General features: G+C 73.3%; 18 protein-coding genes, 1 pseudogene and 1 riboswitch. Of the genes and pseudogenes, 6 read left to right on the forward strand and 13 right to left on the reverse strand.

Features of this window, described 5'->3' with window-relative positions:
- Positions 1 to 354 precede the first annotated feature (354 nt).
- Entirely contained in the window at positions 355 to 780 is a 426-nt protein-coding gene (gene dtd / locus ADL22_RS03255; RefSeq protein WP_066973638.1) for a D-aminoacyl-tRNA deacylase, read from the forward strand.
- A gap of 433 nt (positions 781 to 1,213) precedes the next feature.
- Here dtd and ADL22_RS03260 read toward each other — a convergent pair whose 3' ends face one another.
- The 6 genes and pseudogenes from ADL22_RS03260 to ADL22_RS03285 form a co-directional block, all read right to left on the reverse strand.
- The gene (locus ADL22_RS03260) at positions 1,214 to 2,194 is read right to left on the reverse strand and encodes a YgfZ/GcvT domain-containing protein (RefSeq protein ID WP_066973611.1); all 981 of its coding nucleotides are present in this window, start codon (positions 2,192 to 2,194) and stop codon (positions 1,214 to 1,216) included.
- A 168-nt stretch (positions 2,195 to 2,362) separates the two neighbouring features.
- Positions 2,363 to 2,812: pseudogene (locus ADL22_RS03265) on the reverse strand (Fur family transcriptional regulator); the annotation flags it as partial.
- 98 nt (positions 2,813 to 2,910) lie between these two features.
- The gene (locus tag ADL22_RS03270; protein WP_079063808.1) at positions 2,911 to 3,987 is read right to left on the reverse strand and encodes an ABC transporter substrate-binding protein; all 1,077 of its coding nucleotides are present in this window, start codon (positions 3,985 to 3,987) and stop codon (positions 2,911 to 2,913) included.
- On the reverse strand, positions 3,984 to 4,772 hold the full coding sequence (locus ADL22_RS03275) for an ABC transporter ATP-binding protein (protein WP_066973613.1): 789 nt from the start codon (positions 4,770 to 4,772) through the stop codon (positions 3,984 to 3,986). Before ADL22_RS03275 ends, ADL22_RS03270 begins: the two co-directional genes overlap by 4 nt.
- Entirely contained in the window at positions 4,772 to 5,878 is a 1,107-nt protein-coding gene (locus ADL22_RS03280; protein WP_420711532.1) for a FecCD family ABC transporter permease, read from the reverse strand. The genes ADL22_RS03275 and ADL22_RS03280 overlap by 1 nt, the downstream gene beginning before the upstream one ends.
- A 110-nt stretch (positions 5,879 to 5,988) precedes the next feature.
- Positions 5,989 to 6,076, reverse strand: a riboswitch (cobalamin riboswitch).
- 89 nt (positions 6,077 to 6,165) lie between these two features.
- A complete protein-coding gene (locus tag ADL22_RS03285) occupies positions 6,166 to 6,753 on the reverse strand; it encodes an FABP family protein (RefSeq protein WP_066973617.1) in 588 nt (195 codons plus the stop codon).
- Between the two features lie 302 nt (positions 6,754 to 7,055).
- Here ADL22_RS03285 and ADL22_RS03290 point away from each other — a divergent pair, with 302 nt between their 5' ends.
- Positions 7,056 to 7,421 (forward strand): DsrE family protein, encoded by a 366-nt coding sequence (locus ADL22_RS03290; protein WP_066973620.1) that lies wholly within the window; start codon positions 7,056 to 7,058, stop codon positions 7,419 to 7,421.
- A 39-nt stretch (positions 7,422 to 7,460) separates the two neighbouring features.
- Here the strand turns inward: ADL22_RS03290 and ADL22_RS03295 are convergent, their stop codons facing one another.
- The 7 genes from ADL22_RS03295 to ADL22_RS03320 form a co-directional block, all read right to left on the reverse strand.
- Entirely contained in the window at positions 7,461 to 7,760 is a 300-nt protein-coding gene (locus tag ADL22_RS03295; RefSeq protein ID WP_079063809.1) for a DUF3099 domain-containing protein, read from the reverse strand.
- 177 nt (positions 7,761 to 7,937) lie between these two features.
- Positions 7,938 to 8,225: a DUF1416 domain-containing protein gene (locus ADL22_RS03300; protein WP_066973622.1), complete on the reverse strand. Its 288-nt coding sequence runs from the start codon at positions 8,223 to 8,225 to the stop codon at positions 7,938 to 7,940.
- 38 nt (positions 8,226 to 8,263) lie between these two features.
- Complete coding sequence (locus ADL22_RS03305) at positions 8,264 to 9,109, reverse strand: sulfurtransferase (RefSeq protein WP_066973624.1); 846 nt, start codon at positions 9,107 to 9,109, stop codon at positions 8,264 to 8,266.
- Positions 9,110 to 9,282: 173 nt separating this feature from the next.
- Positions 9,283 to 9,390: a putative leader peptide gene (locus ADL22_RS36950; protein WP_420711531.1), complete on the reverse strand. Its 108-nt coding sequence runs from the start codon at positions 9,388 to 9,390 to the stop codon at positions 9,283 to 9,285.
- Positions 9,391 to 9,609: 219 nt separating this feature from the next.
- Positions 9,610 to 10,308 (reverse strand): DUF2993 domain-containing protein, encoded by a 699-nt coding sequence (locus ADL22_RS03310; RefSeq protein WP_066973625.1) that lies wholly within the window; start codon positions 10,306 to 10,308, stop codon positions 9,610 to 9,612.
- A 204-nt stretch (positions 10,309 to 10,512) separates the two neighbouring features.
- Positions 10,513 to 11,649: a hypothetical protein gene (locus ADL22_RS03315; RefSeq protein ID WP_066973627.1), complete on the reverse strand. Its 1,137-nt coding sequence runs from the start codon at positions 11,647 to 11,649 to the stop codon at positions 10,513 to 10,515.
- Between the two features lie 10 nt (positions 11,650 to 11,659).
- The gene (locus ADL22_RS03320; RefSeq protein ID WP_066973629.1) at positions 11,660 to 11,905 is read right to left on the reverse strand and encodes a MoaD/ThiS family protein; all 246 of its coding nucleotides are present in this window, start codon (positions 11,903 to 11,905) and stop codon (positions 11,660 to 11,662) included.
- Between the two features lie 186 nt (positions 11,906 to 12,091).
- On the opposite strand from ADL22_RS03320, the gene ADL22_RS03325 reads away from it, so the two are divergent.
- The 4 genes from ADL22_RS03325 (at position 12,092) to ADL22_RS03340 (ending at position 18,290) form a co-directional block, all read left to right on the forward strand.
- Positions 12,092 to 13,825 carry an ABC transporter ATP-binding protein gene (locus ADL22_RS03325; protein ID WP_066973632.1) on the forward strand — a complete coding sequence of 578 codons (1,734 nt, stop codon included), beginning with the start codon at positions 12,092 to 12,094 and terminating at the stop codon, positions 13,823 to 13,825.
- A 173-nt stretch (positions 13,826 to 13,998) separates the two neighbouring features.
- A complete protein-coding gene (locus ADL22_RS03330) occupies positions 13,999 to 15,900 on the forward strand; it encodes an ABC transporter ATP-binding protein (protein ID WP_066973645.1) in 1,902 nt (633 codons plus the stop codon).
- Positions 15,901 to 16,415: 515 nt separating this feature from the next.
- Complete coding sequence (locus ADL22_RS03335) at positions 16,416 to 17,240, forward strand: response regulator transcription factor (RefSeq protein ID WP_066973634.1); 825 nt, start codon at positions 16,416 to 16,418, stop codon at positions 17,238 to 17,240.
- 24 nt (positions 17,241 to 17,264) lie between these two features.
- Positions 17,265 to 18,290 (forward strand): LacI family DNA-binding transcriptional regulator, encoded by a 1,026-nt coding sequence (locus ADL22_RS03340; protein ID WP_066973636.1) that lies wholly within the window; start codon positions 17,265 to 17,267, stop codon positions 18,288 to 18,290.
- The last annotated feature ends 19 nt before the right edge of the window (positions 18,291 to 18,309 follow it).

Raw genomic sequence — 18,309 nt, forward strand, 5'->3', positions numbered from 1 at the left:
GTCCTGGGTGAGCGCGGTCTCCGGGGCGAGCGGGGTGTCCTGGGTGAGCGCGGTCTCCGGGGCGGGGGGTCTGGTGCGCCCGGACGCCGGGGTGGGGCGGGCCGGCGACGGGCTGCCCGCCGGTTCCGTTCGGGCGGTTGGCACGGGGCCGGGTGTCCGGCCGGCGCCGAGTGTGGTCATGTATCGTTCCGTCCCCTCGTCCGGTGCCGCATCCAGGGCATGGTGTCCGTGAAACGCACCGCGTGCACGCATCGTGCCACTCCGCACGCTCCGTGTGCAGGGACATGGCACTCGAACGGCCCTTGTGGGGGTACCGGCTCCGGAGCGCCGGGGCGGCCCGGCATGATGGCGGGTATGCGAGCTGTGGTGCAGAGAGTGAACGGCGCCCGCGTCGAGGTGGCGGGCGAGACGGTCGGCGAGATCGTCGGGGAAGGGCTGTGCGCGCTGGTCGGCGTCACCCACGACGACACCCCGGCCAAGGCCGCGCAGCTCGCCCGGAAGCTGTGGTCGGTGCGGATCCTCCAGGGCGAGAAGTCCTGCTCGGACACCGGGGCGCCGCTCCTGGTGATCAGCCAGTTCACTCTCTACGGTGACGCCCGCAAGGGCCGCCGCCCCACCTGGAACGCCGCCGCCCCCGGCCCCGTCGCCGAACCCCTCGTCGACGAGGTGGTCACCCAACTCCGCGCCCTCGGCGCCCACGTCGAAACCGGCCGCTTCGGCGCCGACATGAAACTCTCCCTCACCAACGACGGCCCGTTCACGGTGCTGTTGGAGGTCTGAGGAGCCGGGGGCAGAGGGGCGGGGCGGGGCGAACGGGGGCCGTAGGGGGGATCCGAACGGATCCCGTAGGGGCCCGAAGCCCCCCTTGCGGGGCCCAACGCCGCGCAACCGCAACGTATTCCGCGAGACCCGAACCGGCGCGAGGCGTACCCCTCGCGCGGAGAACGGGCACCGTAGGGGGCAGCCGAACGGATCCCGTAAGGGTCCGAAGGCCCCCTTGCGGGGCCTCAACGCAGCGCGTACGCAACGTATTCCGCGGGCACGGAACCACCCGAGGCGCACCCCGCGGGCGGGCGAACGGGGCCCGTAGGGGTCAGCCGAACAGATCCCGTAAGGGACCGAAGTGCCCCCTGCGGGGCCCCAACGCATCAGGAGCGAAAGGTATTCCGCCCCGCCCCGCCCCGACAGGCACTCGTTCCCCCCCGTACGCCCCCTACGGCTCCACCACCACCTCCTGGGCCGCCGCCGTCGTGCCTGCGAGCAGCTGGGCGTCCGTGGGGACGTTGCGCTTGATGAGGGCGAGGGCGATGGGGCCGAGTTCGTGGTGGCGGGCGGAGGTGGTGAGGAAGCCGAGCTGGCGGCCCTCGGGGCCGTCGGCGGCCAGGCGGATCGGGGTGCCGTGCGGCGGGAGGTGGACGTCGCTGCCGTCCAGGTGCAGGAAGACCAGGCGGCGCGGCGGCTTGCCGAGGTTCTGGACCCGGGCGACGGTCTCCTGCCCGCGGTAGCAGCCCTTCTGGAGGTGGACCGCGACGCCGATCCAGCCGACCTCGTGCGGGATGGTGCGGTGGTCGGTCTCCAGGCCCAGACGGGGCCGGTGCGCCTCGACGCGCAGCGCCTCCAGGGCCAGGATGCCGATCGCGGGCCCGTGGGCCGCGGCGAACGGCTCCAGCCCGGCGCGGGGCAGGAAGAGGTCGCGGCCGTGCGGGGTCTCCCGGACGACGGTGCCCTCCGGGGCCTCGGTGATCGAGCCGGCCGGGAGGTGGACCACGGCGAACTCGCCGGTGCGGTCGGCGACCTCGACCCGGTAGAAGAACTTCATGCTCTCCAGGTAGGCGATCAGCGCCTCCTGCGTGCCGGGCTCGGTGTGCATCCACGTCGTCCCGCCGTCGTCCACGAGCTGGACGGCGTGCTCGACGTGGCCGTGCGCGGAGAGGATCAGCGCCTCGGTGGCCTGACCGGGCGGGAGTTCGCTGACGTGCTGGGTCAGCAGCAGATGCAGCCAGCTCAGCCGGTCGGGGCCGCTGACGGTGACCACACCGCGGTGCGAGAGGTCCACGAAGCCGGAGCCGTCGGCGAGCGCGCGTTGCTCCCGGAACAGATCGCCGTAGTGCGCGGCGACGCCTTCGTCGGGGGCCTCGGCGGGGACGGCGCCGGGCAGCGACAGCAGGGGGCTGGCGGATGAATGTCGCAGCATGGCCCCAGCCTACGGCCAGGGGCGGGGGTACTACCCGTCCGCCGGGGCGGTCCCCTCGTTCCCCGGGGCGGTCCCGCCGCCGTGAGCACCATGAGCGCCCCGGCCGGCCCCGCCCCCGTGAGCACCATGAGCACCCCGCCCGGCCCCGCCGCCCTCGGCAGACGCGGCCCGGCCGCCCCCGGCACCGCCGTCCTCCGCCGCCCGCCCGCTGCACCCCGCGCACCGGCCGAAGATCGCGAAGTGCTTCAGGTCGGTGTCGAAGCCGAACCGCTCGCGCAGCGTCGCGGTGAACGGCTCGGCGACCGACAGGTCCGCCTCGATGACGTCGGTGCAGTCCCGGCACACCAGGTGGATGTGGTGGTGGCGGTCGGCGAGGTGGTACGTGGGCGCGCCGTGCCCGAGGTGGGCGTGGCTGACCAGCCCCAGCTCCTCCAGCAGCTCCAGCGTGCGGTAGACGGTGGAGATGTTGACCCCGCCGGCGGTCTTGCGGACCTCGGTGAGGATGTCGTCCGGAGTGGCGTGCTCCAGTCTGTCGACGGCCTCCAGGACCAGTTGCCGCTGCGGGGTCAGGCGGTAGCCGCGCCTGCGGAGGTCGCTCTGCCAGTCGGTGGTCACCACACGGCCAGTGTAGGAGGCCGGTCCGGCGGCCCGCACGCTCCGCGGCGCCCGGCGGCCCGCACGCGCCACGGCGGCAGGTGGCGCGCACGCCGCGCGGCTCATTCGGCGCGTACGTTCCGCAGATAGCGGGCCAGGTCGGTGACCGCGGCCGCGTTGCGCGGGCTTTCGACCAGTTCGGCGTAGTCCATGACGTAAATGCGGTGGTTTTTGATCGCGGAGACGTTGGCCAGGGGGGCGTAGGACTCCAGGAACGCCTTTTTCTGGTCCGCCGAGGTCTCGCCGTAGTTGTTGATCACGATGACGTCGGGGTCGCGGGCGACGACGGTCTCCCAGCCGACGGTGGTCCAGGAGTCCGCCAGGTCCGCCATCACGTTCTCGCCGCCGGCCTTGGTGATGATGTCGTGCGGCCCGGCGTAGCGGCCGGCGGTCAGCGGCTTGTCCCGGCCGTCGTCGTAGAGGAAGACGGTGGGCCGGTGGGCCGGGGCCTTCGCGGCGGCCTCGGCGATCTGCTGGCGGTACGAGCGGATCAGGGCCTGCGCGCGGTCCTCGACGCCGAAGAGCTTCCCGAGCGCGGCCAGGTCGGTGTAGAGCGCCTCCAGCGGCGGCATCACACCGCGGGCGCCGCCGCCGGCCGCGTGGTGGCAGGACTCGGTGAGGACGTACGAGTCGATGCCGAGCTTCTTCAGCGCGGCGGGGGTCAGACCGCTGCCCTCGCCGAAGCCGTAGTTCCAGCCGGCGAAGACCAGATCGGCCTTGGCGTCCAGGGCGATCTCCTTGGTGAGGGTCTTCTTCGACAGCCAGCGGACCTTGCCGTACGCGGCCTTCCAGGGGACCTTGCTCAGATCGCCCTTGTCGTCGGGCATGACGTAACCGGCCATCCGGTCCTCCAGGCCCAGCGCGAACATGATCTCGGTGATGCCGACGTCGTTGGTGACGACCCGGCGCGGGGTGCGCGGATAGGTGGTCGGCACGCCGCAGTTGGTGACGGTGACGGGGCGGTCGCCGCCGGCGGCGCCGGGGCGGGCGGGCTCCTCCGCCACCCGGGCGCCGCATCCGGTGAGCGACAGCCCGAGCGCCAGCACGGCGAGCAGAGCGGCGGGACGGCGCGTACGGGCCCCGATACGACGGCGACGGACGCGGCGGCTACGGACGACGACAACGGTAGCGGTTCTCATACGGAAGTCCTCGCGTTCTCGGTCAGGCGGTCGAACAGCAGCTGGACGGCGCCCGTTTCGGGATGCGGTACGCGGTGCGCGCGGACGCCGAAGACCTCGGCCAGCAGCTTTGGCGTCAGGACGTCGTGCGGCGGGCCGGACGCGGCGATCCGCCCGCCGGCCAGGACGTACAGCTCATCGCAGTGCACGGCGGCGAGGTTGAGGTCGTGCAGTGCGGCCAGCACCGTCAGGCGGCTGTCCCGGACGAGGGCCAGGACCTCCAACTGCTGGGCGATGTCGAGGTGGTTGGTGGGTTCGTCCAGGACCAGTACGCGCGGTTCCTGGGCGAGCGCGCGGGCGATCAGGACGCGCTGCTTCTCGCCGCCGGACAGGCCGAGGAAACCGCGGTGCGCCAAGTGGTCCGCGCCGACCCGCTCCAGGGCGCGGGCGCAGATCTCCCGGTCGGCGGCGCTGGGCGCGCCGGAGCCGCGCTGGTGGGGCAGCCGGCCCATCGCGACGACCTCGGCGGCGGTGAAGTCGAAGTCGGTACCGCCCTCCTGGGGCAGCGCGGCCAGCCGGCGGGCCGCCTCGCGGGCGGTCAGCGCGTGCAGATCGGTGCCGTCCAGGCGGACCGCGCCGGCGGCCGGCCGCAGCGCCCGGTAGACGCAGCGCAGCAGCGTCGACTTGCCGCTGCCGTTGGGGCCGACGAGGCCGATGAGGCGCCCGCTGCCCGCGGTGAGGGTGACGTCGTGGACCAGGCGCCGCCCGGCGACCTCCACCGACACCCCGGTGATCTCCAGCCGCATCAGGCACCGCCTCCGAAGGTGTAGCCGCGCCGCCGCATCAGCAGCACGAAGCAGGGCACGCCGATCACCGCGGTGATCACCCCGACGGGGAGTTCGACGGGCGCCAGCAGCACCCGGGACAGCAGATCGACCCAGACCAGCAGGACCGCGCCGAGCAGCGGGGCGACGGCCAGCACCCGGCGGTGGTCGGCGCCGACCAGCATCCGGGTGGCGTGCGGCACCATCAGCCCGACGAAGCCGATCGCGCCGCTGACCGCGACCACCGCGCCGGTCGCCGCCGCGGCCACCACGAACAGCTCGCGGCGCAGCCGCCCGGGGTCCACCCCGAGCGCGGCGGCGGTCTCGTCGCCCATCGCCAGCGCGTTCAGCCGGCCGGCCGAGCACCACAGGTGGACCAGGGCCCCGGCGACCGCCAGCGCGGCGATCGGTACGGAGCCCCAGCCGGCGCCGCTGAGGCTGCCGAGCAGCCACATCATCGCCGAACGGGCCGCCTCGCCGCGGTCGGCGGTGAACACCATCAGGGTGGTGACCGCGGAGAAGCCGTAGTACAGCGCGGTGCCGGTGAGCACCAGCCGCATCGGGGTCAGGCCGTGCGCGGTGCGGGCGGCGGCGTAGACCAGGGCCATCGCCGCCAGCGCCGAGGCGAACGCGGACACCGACAGCGCCCACACGCCCAGCGCCGCGAGCGCGCCGAAGAGGAGGACGGCGTTGGCGCCGACCGCCGCGCCGGAGGAGATGCCCAGCACGAACGGGTCGGCGAGCGCGTTGCGGACCAGCGCCTGCACCGCGACACCGATCGCCGACAGCCCGGCGCCGACCACCGCGGCCAGCACCGCGCGCGGGAACCGCAGCTCCCACACGATGGTGTACGCGGCGGTCTCGTCCGGCCGGATGGTGCCGCCGGTCAGCCCGGCGCCGAGGTGGCGCAGCACCTGCGGCCAGCCGATGCCGGCGGCGCCGAGCGCGGTCCCGCACAGCAGCGAGACGAGCAGCACGGCGGCGAGGGCGGCGGCGAGCGCTCCGGCCGGCGGGCCCGTACGGGCGGCCGGCGGGCCGGCGCGGAGGTCGGGGGTGGTGGGGGCGGCGGTGCGCGCCAAGGTGGTCAGCCTTCGGCTCGGGCCGCGTGCGTACGGAAAGGAGCGGCGGCCCGGAGCCGGGCGATCGGCGGCGTCCCCTCGCAGTCCACGGCGAGTTGGTGAGGATCCGGCGCCGCCGCGGGCGATCGGGCTCGCGGAGCGCGGCCCCGGGCGGGGCCGTTCCGCTTACCGTTGCGGGTCAGCGCCGGACTCTCACCGGACTTCCCCCGCGGGGCGCGTCGTGTGCGGTTGTGCGGTGGTGCCCGGCGGCATCGGCCGGACGGGCACCGGCCGGGCCGCGCGGGCCCGGCGGGCGGTCAGCCCTCGTACGGCGTGCCGTCGGGGCGGAAGAAGGAGACGCCGTCGGGCATGTCGTCGGGCAGGCTCTCGGCCCACTCCTTGAGGTCGGCGACCTTCTTCAGGTGCGCGGACATGTACGGGCGCAGCGCCACCTCGGGGGTGGAGCGCTCGCCGACCCACATCAGGTCGCCCTTGACGTAGCCGTAGAGCCGCTTGCCGCCGCTGTACGGGCCGGCCGCCGCGGTGCGCGCGATGGCGTCGGTGGCCAGGTCGATCTGGGGCTTCTTGTCGGCCAGCTCGCCGTACCAGATCTCCACGACGCCCTGGTCGCGGGTCATCACGACCTCGACCTTGCGGTCCGCGTCGATCCGCCAGAAGCCGGACTCGGTCTCCAGCGGGCGGACCTGCTTGCCCTCGCTGTCGAGCACCCAGGAGCGGGAGGTGTATTCGAGGAAGTCGCGGCCGTCGTGGCTGAAGACGACTTCCTGGCCGAAGTTGCACTTGTCGGCGCCGGGGAAGTCGAAGACGCCCGCGCCCTCCCAGCGGCCGAGGAGGAAGGCGAGCGGCACCAGCGACGGGTTCAGGTCGGACGGGATCTCGATCATGAGCTCAGGCGATCTGTCGGGTTTCGGCAGGGGCGCGCGCGGCGCTCCCAAGGGCGGGGGTGGGCGGTCAGCGCTGGCCCTGGTACAGCTTCTTCCAGGTCAGCCCGGCGAACGCGATCACGCCGACGGCGACCAGAACCAGCAGGGTGGTGAAGAATGCCTCAAGCACGAGCGCGCTCCTTGGGCGGAGGTGAGGAGTTACGGACCGCCTGCGAGTCTAGTCGGCGCCCGCGGCGGCGGCGCTGTGAGGTCCACCGCGGCCGTACGCACCTCCTGGCGCCCGCCGCGCCTAGGCTGGGCCCATGGCCAAGAAGCTGGTGATCAAGGTGACGGCGGGCGCGGACGCGCCCGAGCGGTGCTCGCAGGCGTTCACGGTGGCGGCGGTGGCGGTGGCCAGCGGCGTCGAGGTGTCGCTGTGGCTGACCGGGGAATCGGTGTGGTTCGCGCTGCCCGGCAAGGCGGCGGAGTTCGAGCTGCCGCACGCGGCGCCCCTGCCGGAGCTGATCGAGGGCATCCGCGCGGGCGGCGGGGCGATCACGGTCTGCACCCAGTGCGCGGCCCGGCGCGGGATCGAGGAGAAGGACCTCATCGAGGGCGCGGGCATCGCCGGTTCGCAGCTCTTCGTCAGCGAGATCATGCCGGACGGGGTGCAGGCGCTGGTCTACTGAGCGGGCGGGCCAGAGGCGCTACGGGCCGCCGGCGGCGCTTCAGCCCCGGCGGCGCTCCTCGTCGTCGCGGTCGTCCAGCTCGCGCCACCAGCGGTCCGACTCCGGGTCCCCGGACTCGTCCCACCAGCGCTCGCCGGGCTCCCGGCGGTTGCCGATCATCGCGGCGAACGGCGGGATGACCATCGCCACCACGCACATCGCCACCGCGGCCGGCACCGACCACAGCCGCACCACGCTCCAGGCCAGCACGAACAGCGCCAGGCACCCGCCCATCAGGGCGAAGTACCGGCGCCGGCGGCGCTGCGGCGGGGTGAGCCGGCGGTGCGCGGGCCCGTCCATACCTCCACGGTAAGACCGCCGCGCGCCGGAAAGAAGGGCGGCGCGGAGGGCCGTGCGGGGCCCGCCGCGCCGCGGCGGCGGCAAAGGGCCGCACCCCACAGCCAAGGCGTCCAAACCTCTGGGGTGCGGCCCTCCGGCCGTACGGGCCCGGGTCGCGGGCCCGCCGTGAGCGTGCCGTCAGACGGCGATGGCGACCTCCGCCAGTCCGCCCTTCCGGGCCACGACGGTGCGGTCCGCGGTGGCGCCCGGGACGAGGGCGCGCACGGTCCAGGTGCCCTCGGCCGCGTAGAAGCGGAACTGTCCGGTCGCGGAGGTCGGGACCTCGGCGGTGAACTCGCCGGTGCTGTCCAGCAGGCGGACGTAACCGGTGACGGGCTCGCCGTCGCGGGTCACGCTGCCCTGGATCGTGGTCTCACCGGGCTTGATGGTCGAGGCGTCCGGGCCGCCGGCCTGTGCTCCACACATAGGGGTACGTCCTTGAGGGGTAGGAGGTCTGGTCGGGATTACTTCGCGGCGCCGAGCTCGATCGGAACGCCGACCAGCGAGCCGTACTCGGTCCACGAACCGTCGTAGTTCTTGACGTTCGACTGGCCGAGCAGCTCGTGCAGCACGAACCACGTCAGCGCGGAGCGCTCGCCGATCCGGCAGTAGGCGATGGTGTCCTTCGACAGGTCCACCGACTCCTGCTCGTAGAGGGCGGTCAGCTCCTCGTCCGACTTGAAGGTGCCGTCGTCGTTGGCGTTCTTCGACCACGGGATGTTGCGGGCGCTGGGCACGTGGCCGGGGCGCTGCGACTGCTCCTGCGGGAGGTGCGCGGGGGCCAGCAGCTTGCCGCTGAACTCGTCGGGCGAGCGGACGTCGACGAGGTTCTTGGCGCCGATCGCGGCGACCACGTCGTCGCGGAAGGCGCGGATCGAGGTGTCCTGGGCCTTGGCCTTGTACTGGGTGGCCGGGCGCTGCGGGACCTCGGAGCCGTCGACCAGGTCGCGGGAGTCCAGCTCCCACTTCTTGCGGCCGCCGTCGAGCAGCTTGACGCTGTCGTGGCCGTAGAGCTTGAAGTACCAGTAGGCGTAGGCCGCGAACCAGTTGTTGTTGCCGCCGTAGAGGACGACGGTGTCGTCGTTGGCGATGCCCTTCGCGGAGAGCAGCTTCTCGAAGCCCTCCTGGTCCACGAAGTCGCGGCGGACCGGGTCCTGGAGGTCCTGCTTCCAGTCGATCCGGACCGCGTTCTTGATGTGGTTCTTGTCGTAGGCCGAGGTGTCCTCGTCGACCTCGACGATGACGACCTTCGGGTCGTCCAGGTGGGCCTCGACCCAGTCGGCGTCTACCAGGACGTCGCTACGGCTCATTCTTCTCTCCTCCGGGGCAGTTGCGGGGGCAGGTCTGAGGGGTGACACGGGTACACCAGCGGGCGCGGCGCGACCAAAGAGGCGCGCGGCGCTGTACGGGGAACTCGTGGGGGGCACCGGCGGCGGGCCGGGCCGGGAACGGCGACGGGGTGGCGATACGGCCCGTCAGCCCGTCAGACAGGGCGACAGAGCATGGCGGCGACGCGGCACAGGTCGACTGCCCGCCGCTTCGTCAGTACCGCCCGTCCCCGTGGAAGGAGACCGCTCCATGCGCTCTGCATGGCACCGATCGTAGGGACGGAGAGCGCGGCGTGTCACCGGTGTGTCATATGGCGAGATGAGATTGTCCGCGATGCGGGACGAGAGCGCCGGGCGGGCGGGCCCGCACCGCCCGGCGGGGGCCCGCCGCAGGTGGGGGTCTGGCGTACGGACCTGGGTGTCTCAGTAGGTGGACGGGCGGCGGTCCGGTGGGGCGGCCCGCCGCCGGGCCGGGCCGGGGGTCAGCCGGTGATCTTGACGTTGCTGCCGGACGCGGTGACGGTGATGCCCTGCGCGGTGGTGGTGACCTTCTCCAGCTTGAGATTGCCGGGCAGCTGGTCCAGCTTCCAGCCGTGGTCGGTCTGCGCCCGCACCTTGCGCTCGCAGCCGGGGAGTACCCGGCACATCTCCGGGAGGCTGTCGGCCCGCACCTGGACGGTGTTGCCGTGCACGCTGATCGAGCCGGTGACGTCGAACGAGCTGAGCAGCGGGATGTTCGGCGAGATCTTCACCTGGGGGCGGCCGTCCTTCTCGCCGCCGTAGGAGATCTTGACGCCGCCGCCGGCCGCGTTGGTCATGTCCGCGTACGAGATCTCGGCCGTGGCGGTGGCCGACGCGGCGCTCTCGATCGAGGTGTAGTCGCTGGTCAGCGCGACGTCGTGGAACTGCGCCGAGAGGTGCTTGAGGGTCAGCGTGCGGCCCTCGGAGCGGGCCGCGACATGGTCGAGGTCGGCGTCCACCTCGTCGAGGTTCCGCCCGGCGACCTGGGTCAGGAACGGGAAGCCCTTGATGGACACCGTTGGGCTGGAGGTCACACCGCCCAGGGAGCGGAGCTTCTCCGCGGCCTTGTCCTCCGCGAAGTTGACCGCGAGGCGGTCGGCCGCCACGAACAGCCCGCCGAATATCACGACGAGCACCAGCAGCACCTTCAGTGCGCGCATCGAACCACAACCCCCACTTTTGGCGGCCGGGAACGGCTCCCGGCCGGTCCGTCCGGGCCAGTACGGGCGCGGGCCCCCAGCCCGCGCGCTCCGGGAACCCTAGACGACCCGGCCGGACCGACGGCAACGGCGGCCGTACCGGGCACCGGATGGTGCGCTCCGTACGGCCGCCGCCGCGCGCGGTAGCCCCTGGCGGGCCGGGGGCTACCCCAACGCCCGGCCCAGCACGTAGACCGCGGGGGCCGCCAGGGCCAGCGGCAGGGCCACGCCCGCCGTCATGTGCACGAACTTCGACGGGTAGTCGTAGCTGGCCACCCGCAGGCCGATCAGCGCGCAGCCGCCGGCGGCCAGGCCCAGCAGCGCGCCCGCGGTGGTGCCCATACCGGTCAGCTGGGCCGCCGCCAGACCGCCGCCGGCGCCCGCGAGCAGGCCCAGGACGAGGGTGACCGGCCCGGGCAGCGGCAGCGCGCGGAAGAGGACCGCCAGGCCCACCGCGGCGGCGCCGGCCACCACCGCGTCCGGCTCGGCGGCCAGCTGGCCGGATGCCAGCACCGCCAGCGCGGACGAGGTCAGGCCCGCGGTGAGCGCGTACATCCGCTCGTCGGCGCTGCTGCGGTTGCGCAGCTGGAGGACGAGGACCAGCAGGCACCACACGCCGAGCGTGCCGATGGCGACCAGCGGCGCGTCCTCGTGCGGGGTGGCGAGCAGCCCGGCGTCGGTGGCCACGCCGCCCAGGAACGCCAGCGCGATGCCCTGCCGGGCCGGCCACATGCCGTTCAGCCGGAACCAGCCGGCCGCGGTGACCGCCTGGAGCAGCACCACCGGGACGGCCAGCACCGGGCGGGCGACCGGCGCGGCCAGCGCCAGCAGCAGCGCCAGCAGCGCGGTCACCGCGGCCGGCTGGATCCCGGGCGGGATGATCGGCGAGCGGCCCTCGGCGCGGGCGATCTGGTTGGGCTTCAGGGGCGCGGCGGGGGCGGCCGGGGCCGGGTCCGGCGCGGGGGCGGGCGCGGGCCCGGGGGCCGGGTGGCCGGCGGGCACCGGCTCCGGCGCGGCGGTGGCGGCGTGCGCGTGCGCGGCGGCCGGCTGCGGCTGGTGCTGCTGCGCGTACGGGTCGTAGGCGGCGGGCTGCGGCTGGTGCGGCTGCGGCTGCTGCTGGGCGTACGGGTCGGTGGCGTACGGGTCGTACGCGCCGTACGCCCCGTAGGGCTGCTGCCCGTACGCGGTCCCGGGGGCGGGCTGCGGGGCGTACCCCTGGTGCGGGGCACCCGGGTCCCGCGGGGCGTAGGTGCCGTACGGGTCGTACGGGCTCTGGTGGGGGTGCGGCTGGTTGTCGCTCATGACCCTCTGCTCATCCTCCGGCGAACGGCGGCAGGACCTCGATCGTGCCGCCCTGGCTCAGCGGCACCTCCGCGTGGTCGCGGGAGCCGACCTGCACGCCGTCCACCAGGAAGGAGCAGCGCAGCAGGACGCGGGCGAACTCGGGGTCGGCGGCGTGCGCGGCGCGCGCCGCGTCCAGCGCCTCGGCGAGCGTCGCCGCCGCGTACGGCTCCTCCGCCGTGCCGGCGGCGGCCTTGGCCGCGGCCCAGTAGCGCACGGTCCCAGTTGTTGTCACGGCGGCCTCTTCGGGTCGGGGGCTCTTGCCGCCTCCATGATGGCGTACGCGGGAAGGGGAGCCGTTCCGGGCAAGGCGCGGTGAAGACGTGCGGCGGTCCGGACCGTTTCCCGCGCAGTCCGGAGAAATTCGGTTGCCGCGGGCAAACGCTCGCATAGGCTCGCGGCTGTGTTGGTCCGACTCGCGCGCGGGCATCTGCGGCCCTACCGGCGCTCCATATTCCTCATCACCGCCCTCCAGCTGATCCAGACCCTGGCGACGCTCTACCTCCCCACCCTCAACGCCGACATCATCGACAACGGTGTCGTCAAGGGGGACACCGGCTACATCCTGCGGGTCGGCGGCCTGATGATCGCGGTCACGCTGGCGCAGATCGTCTGCGCGATCGGCGCGGTCTACTTCGGCGCCCGTACGTCCATGGCGCTCGGCCGGGACATCCGGGCCGCGGTCTTCGACCGGGTGCAGTCCTTCTCCGCCCGCGAACTGGGCGCGTTCGGCGCGCCCTCGCTGATCACCCGGACCACCAACGACGTCCAGCAGGTCCAGATGCTGGTCCTGATGACGTTCACGATGATGGTCTCCGCGCCGATCATGTGCGTCGGCGGGATCGCCATGGCGCTCAACCAGGACGTGCCGCTCTCGGCGCTCCTCCTGGTCATCGTCCCGGTCCTCGGGATCCTCGTCTCGATCATCGTCCGCCGGATGCGGCCGGTCTTCCGCGGCGTGCAGGACAGGATCGACACCGTCAACCGCGTACTGCGCGAGCAGATCGCCGGTATCCGCGTGATCCGCGCCTTCGTCCGCGACCGGCACGAACGCACCCGCTTCGCCGCGGCCAACACCGATCTGTACGACGTCTCGATGCGCGCCGGCCGGCTGATGTCCACGATGTTCCCGCTGGTCATGCTGATCGTGAACCTCTCCAGCGTGGCCGTGGTGTGGTTCGGCGGACTGCGCATCGACGCGCAGCGGATGGAGATCGGGGCGCTGACGGCGTTCCTCAGCTACCTCATGTACATCCTGATGTCGATCATGATGGCGACGTTCATGGTGATGATGCTGCCGCGCGCCGAGGTGTGCGCCGAGCGCATCCAGGAGGTGCTGGCCACCGATTCCAGCGTCGTCCCGCCCGCCGAGCCGGTGACCGAGCTGCGCCGCCACGGCGAACTGGAGCTGCGGGGCGTGGAGTTCCGCTTCCCGGGCGCCGAGCAGCCGGTCCTGAAGGACATCACGCTGACCGCCCGCCCCGGGGAGACCACCGCCGTCATCGGCTCCACCGGCTCCGGCAAGTCCACCCTGCTGGGGCTGGTGCCGCGGCTCGTCGACGCCACCGCCGGCACGGTCCTGGTCAACGGCGCGGACGTGCGCGCCATCGACCCGGAGACGCTGGCGTCGGTGGTCGGCCTGGTGCCGCAGAAGCCGTACCTCTTCTCCGGGACGGTCGCCAGCAATCTGCGCTACGGCAATCCGGACGCCACCGACGAGGACCTGTGGCACGCGCTGGAGACCGCGCAGGCCAGGGAGTTCGTCGAGCGGATGGACGGCGGCCTGGACGCGCCGATCGCGCAGGGCGGCTCCAACGTCTCCGGCGGGCAGCGGCAGCGGCTGGCGATCGCCCGGGCGCTGGTCCGCAAACCGGAGATCTACCTCTTCGACGACTCCTTCTCGGCCCTGGACTACGCCACCGACGCGGCCCTGCGCGCCGCGCTGGCCCGCGAGACCGGCCGGGCCACGGTCGTGATCGTCGCCCAGCGGGTCGCCACGATCCGCGGCGCCGACCGGATCGTGGTCCTGGACGAGGGCCGCATCGTGGGCACCGGCACCCACACCGAGCTGATGGCCGGCAACGAGACGTACCGGGAGATCGTGCTCTCCCAGCTCACCGAGCAGGAGGCGGCGTGACCACCGCGGACGAGCAGACGGCGGGGGGCGGCTCCCCGGAACCGGCCGCCGAGCCCACCGGGCAGACCGGCGGGACCGGTACGGCCGGTACGGCCACCGAGGCCCCGGACTCCGCACCGGCCCCGGCCTCGGCGCCCCGGCGCGGCCCGGCCGGCGGCGGCCCGATGGCCCGCATGATGGGCGGCCCGGTCGAGAAGTCCATGGACTTCCGGGGCTCCGGCAAGCGGCTGCTGGCCCAGATGCGGCCCGAGCGCGCCTTCCTCGCGCTCACGCTGGTGCTGGGCGTGGCCAGTGTCGCGCTGACCGTCGCCGGCCCGAAGGTGCTGGGCCGGGCCACCGACCTGATCATGGCCGGCATCATCGGCCGCCGGCTGCCCGAGGGCCTGACCAAGGCCGAGGCGGTCGCCCAGCTGCGGGCGCACGGCCAGGGCGGGCTCGCCGACATGCTCGGCACCATGCCGGTCGTCCCCGGCCACGGCATCGACTTCGGCGCGGTCGGCACGGTCCTGCTGTGGGTCGCGCTGATCTACGCGGTCTCCGCCGTCTTCGGCTTCCTCCAGGCCCGGATCGCCACCCGCGTCGTCCAGCGCACCGTCTACCGGCTGCGCGAGCAGGTCGAGGAGAAGCTGGCCCGGCTGCCGCTGAGCTACTTCGACAAGCAGCAGCGCGGCGAGGTCCTCTCCCGCGCCACCAACGACATCGACAACATCCAGCAGACCCTCCAGCAGACCCTGAGCCAGATCATCGCCTCGCTGCTGACCATCGTGGGCGTGCTGGCGATGATGTTCTGGATCTCGCCGCTGCTGGCGCTGGTCGCGCTGCTCACCGTCCCGGTGACGGTGCTGGTCGCCACCCGGGTCGGCAAGCGCGCCCAGCCGCAGTTCGTCCGCCAGTGGAAGACCACCGGCAAGCTCAACGCGCACATCGAGGAGATGTACACCGGCCACTCCCTGGTGAAGGTCTTCGGCCGCCAGAAGGAGTCCGCCGAGCTGTTCCGCGAGCAGAACGAGGCGCTGTACGAGGCCGGTTTCCGGGCGCAGTTCATCTCCGGCACCATCCAGCCCGCGATGATGTTCATCGGCAACCTCAACTACGTGCTGGTGGCCGTCGTCGGCGGGCTGCGGGTGGCGTCCGGGGCGCTGTCCATCGGCGATGTGCAGGCGTTCGTCCAGTACAGCCGCCAGTTCAGCCAGCCGCTGACCCAGGTCGCCTCGATGGCCAACCTCGTCCAGTCCGGCGTGGCCTCCGCCGAGCGGGTCTTCGAACTCCTCGACGCCGCCGAGCAGGACCCGGACCCGGAGCCCGCGGTCCGCCCGGAGCGGGTCACTGGCCGGGTCGCCTTCGAGGACGTCTCGTTCCGCTACGACGCGGACAAGCCGCTCATCGACGGCCTCTCGCTGGCCGTCCGCCCCGGCCAGACCGTCGCCATCGTCGGCCCGACCGGCGCCGGCAAGACCACCCTCGTCAACCTCCTCATGCGCTTCTACGAGGTGCGCGGCGGCCGGATCACCCTCGACGGCGTGGACATCGCCGCGATGTCCCGCGAGGAGCTGCGCGGCCACATCGGCATGGTCCTCCAGGACACCTGGCTGTTCGGCGGCACCATCGCCGACAACATCGCGTACGGCGCCCCCGAGGGCACCACCCGCGAGAAGGTCGTCGAGGCGGCCCGCGCCACCCACGTCGACCGCTTCGTCCGCACCCTCCCCGACGGCTACGACACCGTCATCGACGAGGAGGGCGGCAATGTCTCGGCCGGTGAGAAGCAGCTGATCACCATCGCCCGGGCGTTCCTGGCGGAGCCGGCGATCCTGGTCCTGGACGAGGCCACCAGCTCGGTCGACACCCGCACCGAGGTCCTCATCCAGCACGCCATGGCCCAGCTCCGGGCGGGCCGGACCAGCTTCGTGATCGCCCACCGCCTGTCCACCATCCGGGACGCCGACGTGATCCTGGTCATGGAGAACGGCGCGATCGTGGAGCAGGGCGGCCACGACGCGCTGCTGGCGGCCGGGGGCGCGTACGCCCGGCTGTACGCGGCCCAGTTCGCCGAGGCGGTCGCGGAGGCGGAGTAGCGCGGGGCCGGGCCGGTGCCCGGCCTGCGACGGTGGGTTTCGGGCCATTCGGGGGAGCCGCCGGAGCCGGGCCGGCGGGGCGCCGTCCGGCGGCTCCGACCACCGGCCGCCCGGGGCGCGCGAAGGGCTCCCCGGCCCGTAATTACGGGGCCGCGGGCCACCTGGCGACGGGCCCTTCGAGCCCTCCCCGGGCCCCCGCGGCGACCACGCGACGTGATCGACGGAACACGGGAACGTGCCCAATCGGCCTCGGGTCCGCACGTCAGGTGAGCTATTCTGCTGGGCAGGAAGGATCCGGGCAGCGTCGCCCCCGGGTCCTTTTGTGCTTTCCCGCACGCACCGCGTGCGCCCGGCAAGCACCCGTACGAAGCAGTGCCGCAGACACCCCCGGCAGCACCGGGGGGTGCCCCCGTCGCAGGGACCGAGGAGGAACCAGACGTCATGGGCAAGCGAAGCGTGCAGGACAGCGAGCCTTACAGGATGAAGCTCGCCGGAAACGGGGTAGGTGGTCGGAAGTGAGTTCGCTCCTGCTCCTGACCAACGCCCTCCAGCCATCGACGGAGGTGCTCCCGGCGCTCGGCCTGCTGCTGCACAGCGTCCGGGTCGCCCCCGCCGAGGGACCGGCCCTGATCGACACCCCGGGGGCCGACGTCATACTGATCGACGGCCGCCGCGACCTCCCGCACGTACGGTCACTGTGCCAGCTGCTGCGGTCCACGGGGCCGGGGTGCCCGCTGGTGCTGGTGGTGACCGAGGGCGGACTGGCCGCCGTCACCGCCGACTGGGGCATCGACGACGTCCTGCTGGACACCGCCGGACCGGCCGAGGTCGAGGCCCGGCTGCGGCTGGCGATGGGCCGCCAGCAGATCACCACCGACAACGGCCCCACCGAGATCCGCACCGGCGACCTCTCCGTGGACGAGGCCACCTACAGCGCCAAGCTCAAGGGCCGGGTCCTGGACCTGACCTTCAAGGAGTTCGAGCTGCTGAAGTATCTGGCGCAGCACCCGGGCCGGGTCTTCACCCGCGCCCAGCTGCTCCAGGAGGTGTGGGGCTACGACTACTTCGGCGGGACCCGCACGGTCGACGTGCACGTGCGGCGGCTGCGGGCCAAGCTCGGCCCCGAGCACGAGTCGCTGATCGGCACCGTCCGGAATGTCGGCTACCGCTTCGTCGTCCCGGAGAAGGTGGAGCGGGCCGCGGCCGAGGCCCAGGCGAAGGACGACGGCGCGGCGGAGGCGAAGGACGGCGAGCGGGGCGAGCGGAGCGGCGGGCGGGCCCCCGCGCGTTCGTCCACGTCGGGCGCCGATTCGGCCTCCACAGCGCCTGCCCGGAGGTAGGACCACCCGCGTAGACTGCCGCGCGTGGCCAAGGTGACGCGGGATGACGTAGCAAAACTGGCGGGGACATCCACCGCCGTTGTCAGTTACGTCATCAACAACGGACCGAGGCCGGTCGCCCCGGCCACGCGCGAGCGGGTACTCGCCGCCATCAAGGAGCTCGGCTACCGCCCCGACCGGGTCGCGCAGGCGATGGCGTCCCGCCGCACCGACCTCATAGGTCTGATCGTGCCGGACACCCGGCAGCCGTTCTTCGCGGAGATGGCGCACGCCGTCGAACAGGCCGCCGCCGAGCGCGGCAAGATGGTCCTGGTCGGCAACGCCAACTATCTCGACGAGCGCGAGGTGCACTACCTCCGCGCCTTCCTCGGGATGCGGGTGGCCGGGCTGATCCTGATCAGCCAGGGCCCCAGCGAGCACGCCGCCGCCGAGATCGAGGCGTGGGACGCCCGGGTGGTGCTGCTGCACCGGCGGCCGGACGCCATCGACGACGTCGCGGTGATGACCGACGACATCTGGGGCGCGCAGCTGGCGACCCGGCACCTCCTGGAGCACGGCCACCCCTACGTCGCCTTCCTCGGCGGTACGGAGGAGACCCCGAAGTCCGGCGACCCGGTCACCGACCACGTCGAGGGCTGGCGGCGGGCCATGCTGGAGTCCGGGCGCTCCCCGGAGGGCCGCTACTTCGAGGCCCCGTACAACCGCTACGACGCCTACGAGGTCGCGCTGCGGGTGCTGGCCGGGCCCGATCGCCCGCCGGCCATCATGTGCGCCACCGACGACCAGGCGATCGGCGTGCTGCGGGCCGCCCGCGAACTGCGCATCGACGTGCCCGGGGAGCTGGCGGTGGCCGGCTTCGACGACGTCAAGGAGGCCGGGCTGACCGATCCGCCGCTGACGACGGTGGCCTCGGACCGGCAGGCGATGGCCCGGGCCGCGGTGGACCTCGTCCTGGACGACGGGCTGCGGGTGGTCGGGTCGCGGCGCGAGCGGCTGCGGCAGTTCCCGTCGCGGCTGGTGGTGCGGCGGTCGTGCGGGTGCGGGGGCTGAGGGGGCGGGAGTTAGGGGC

The sequence above is a fragment of the Streptomyces sp. NRRL F-4489 genome (assembly GCF_001509485.1).
GTDB lineage: Bacteria > Actinomycetota > Actinomycetes > Streptomycetales > Streptomycetaceae > Streptomyces.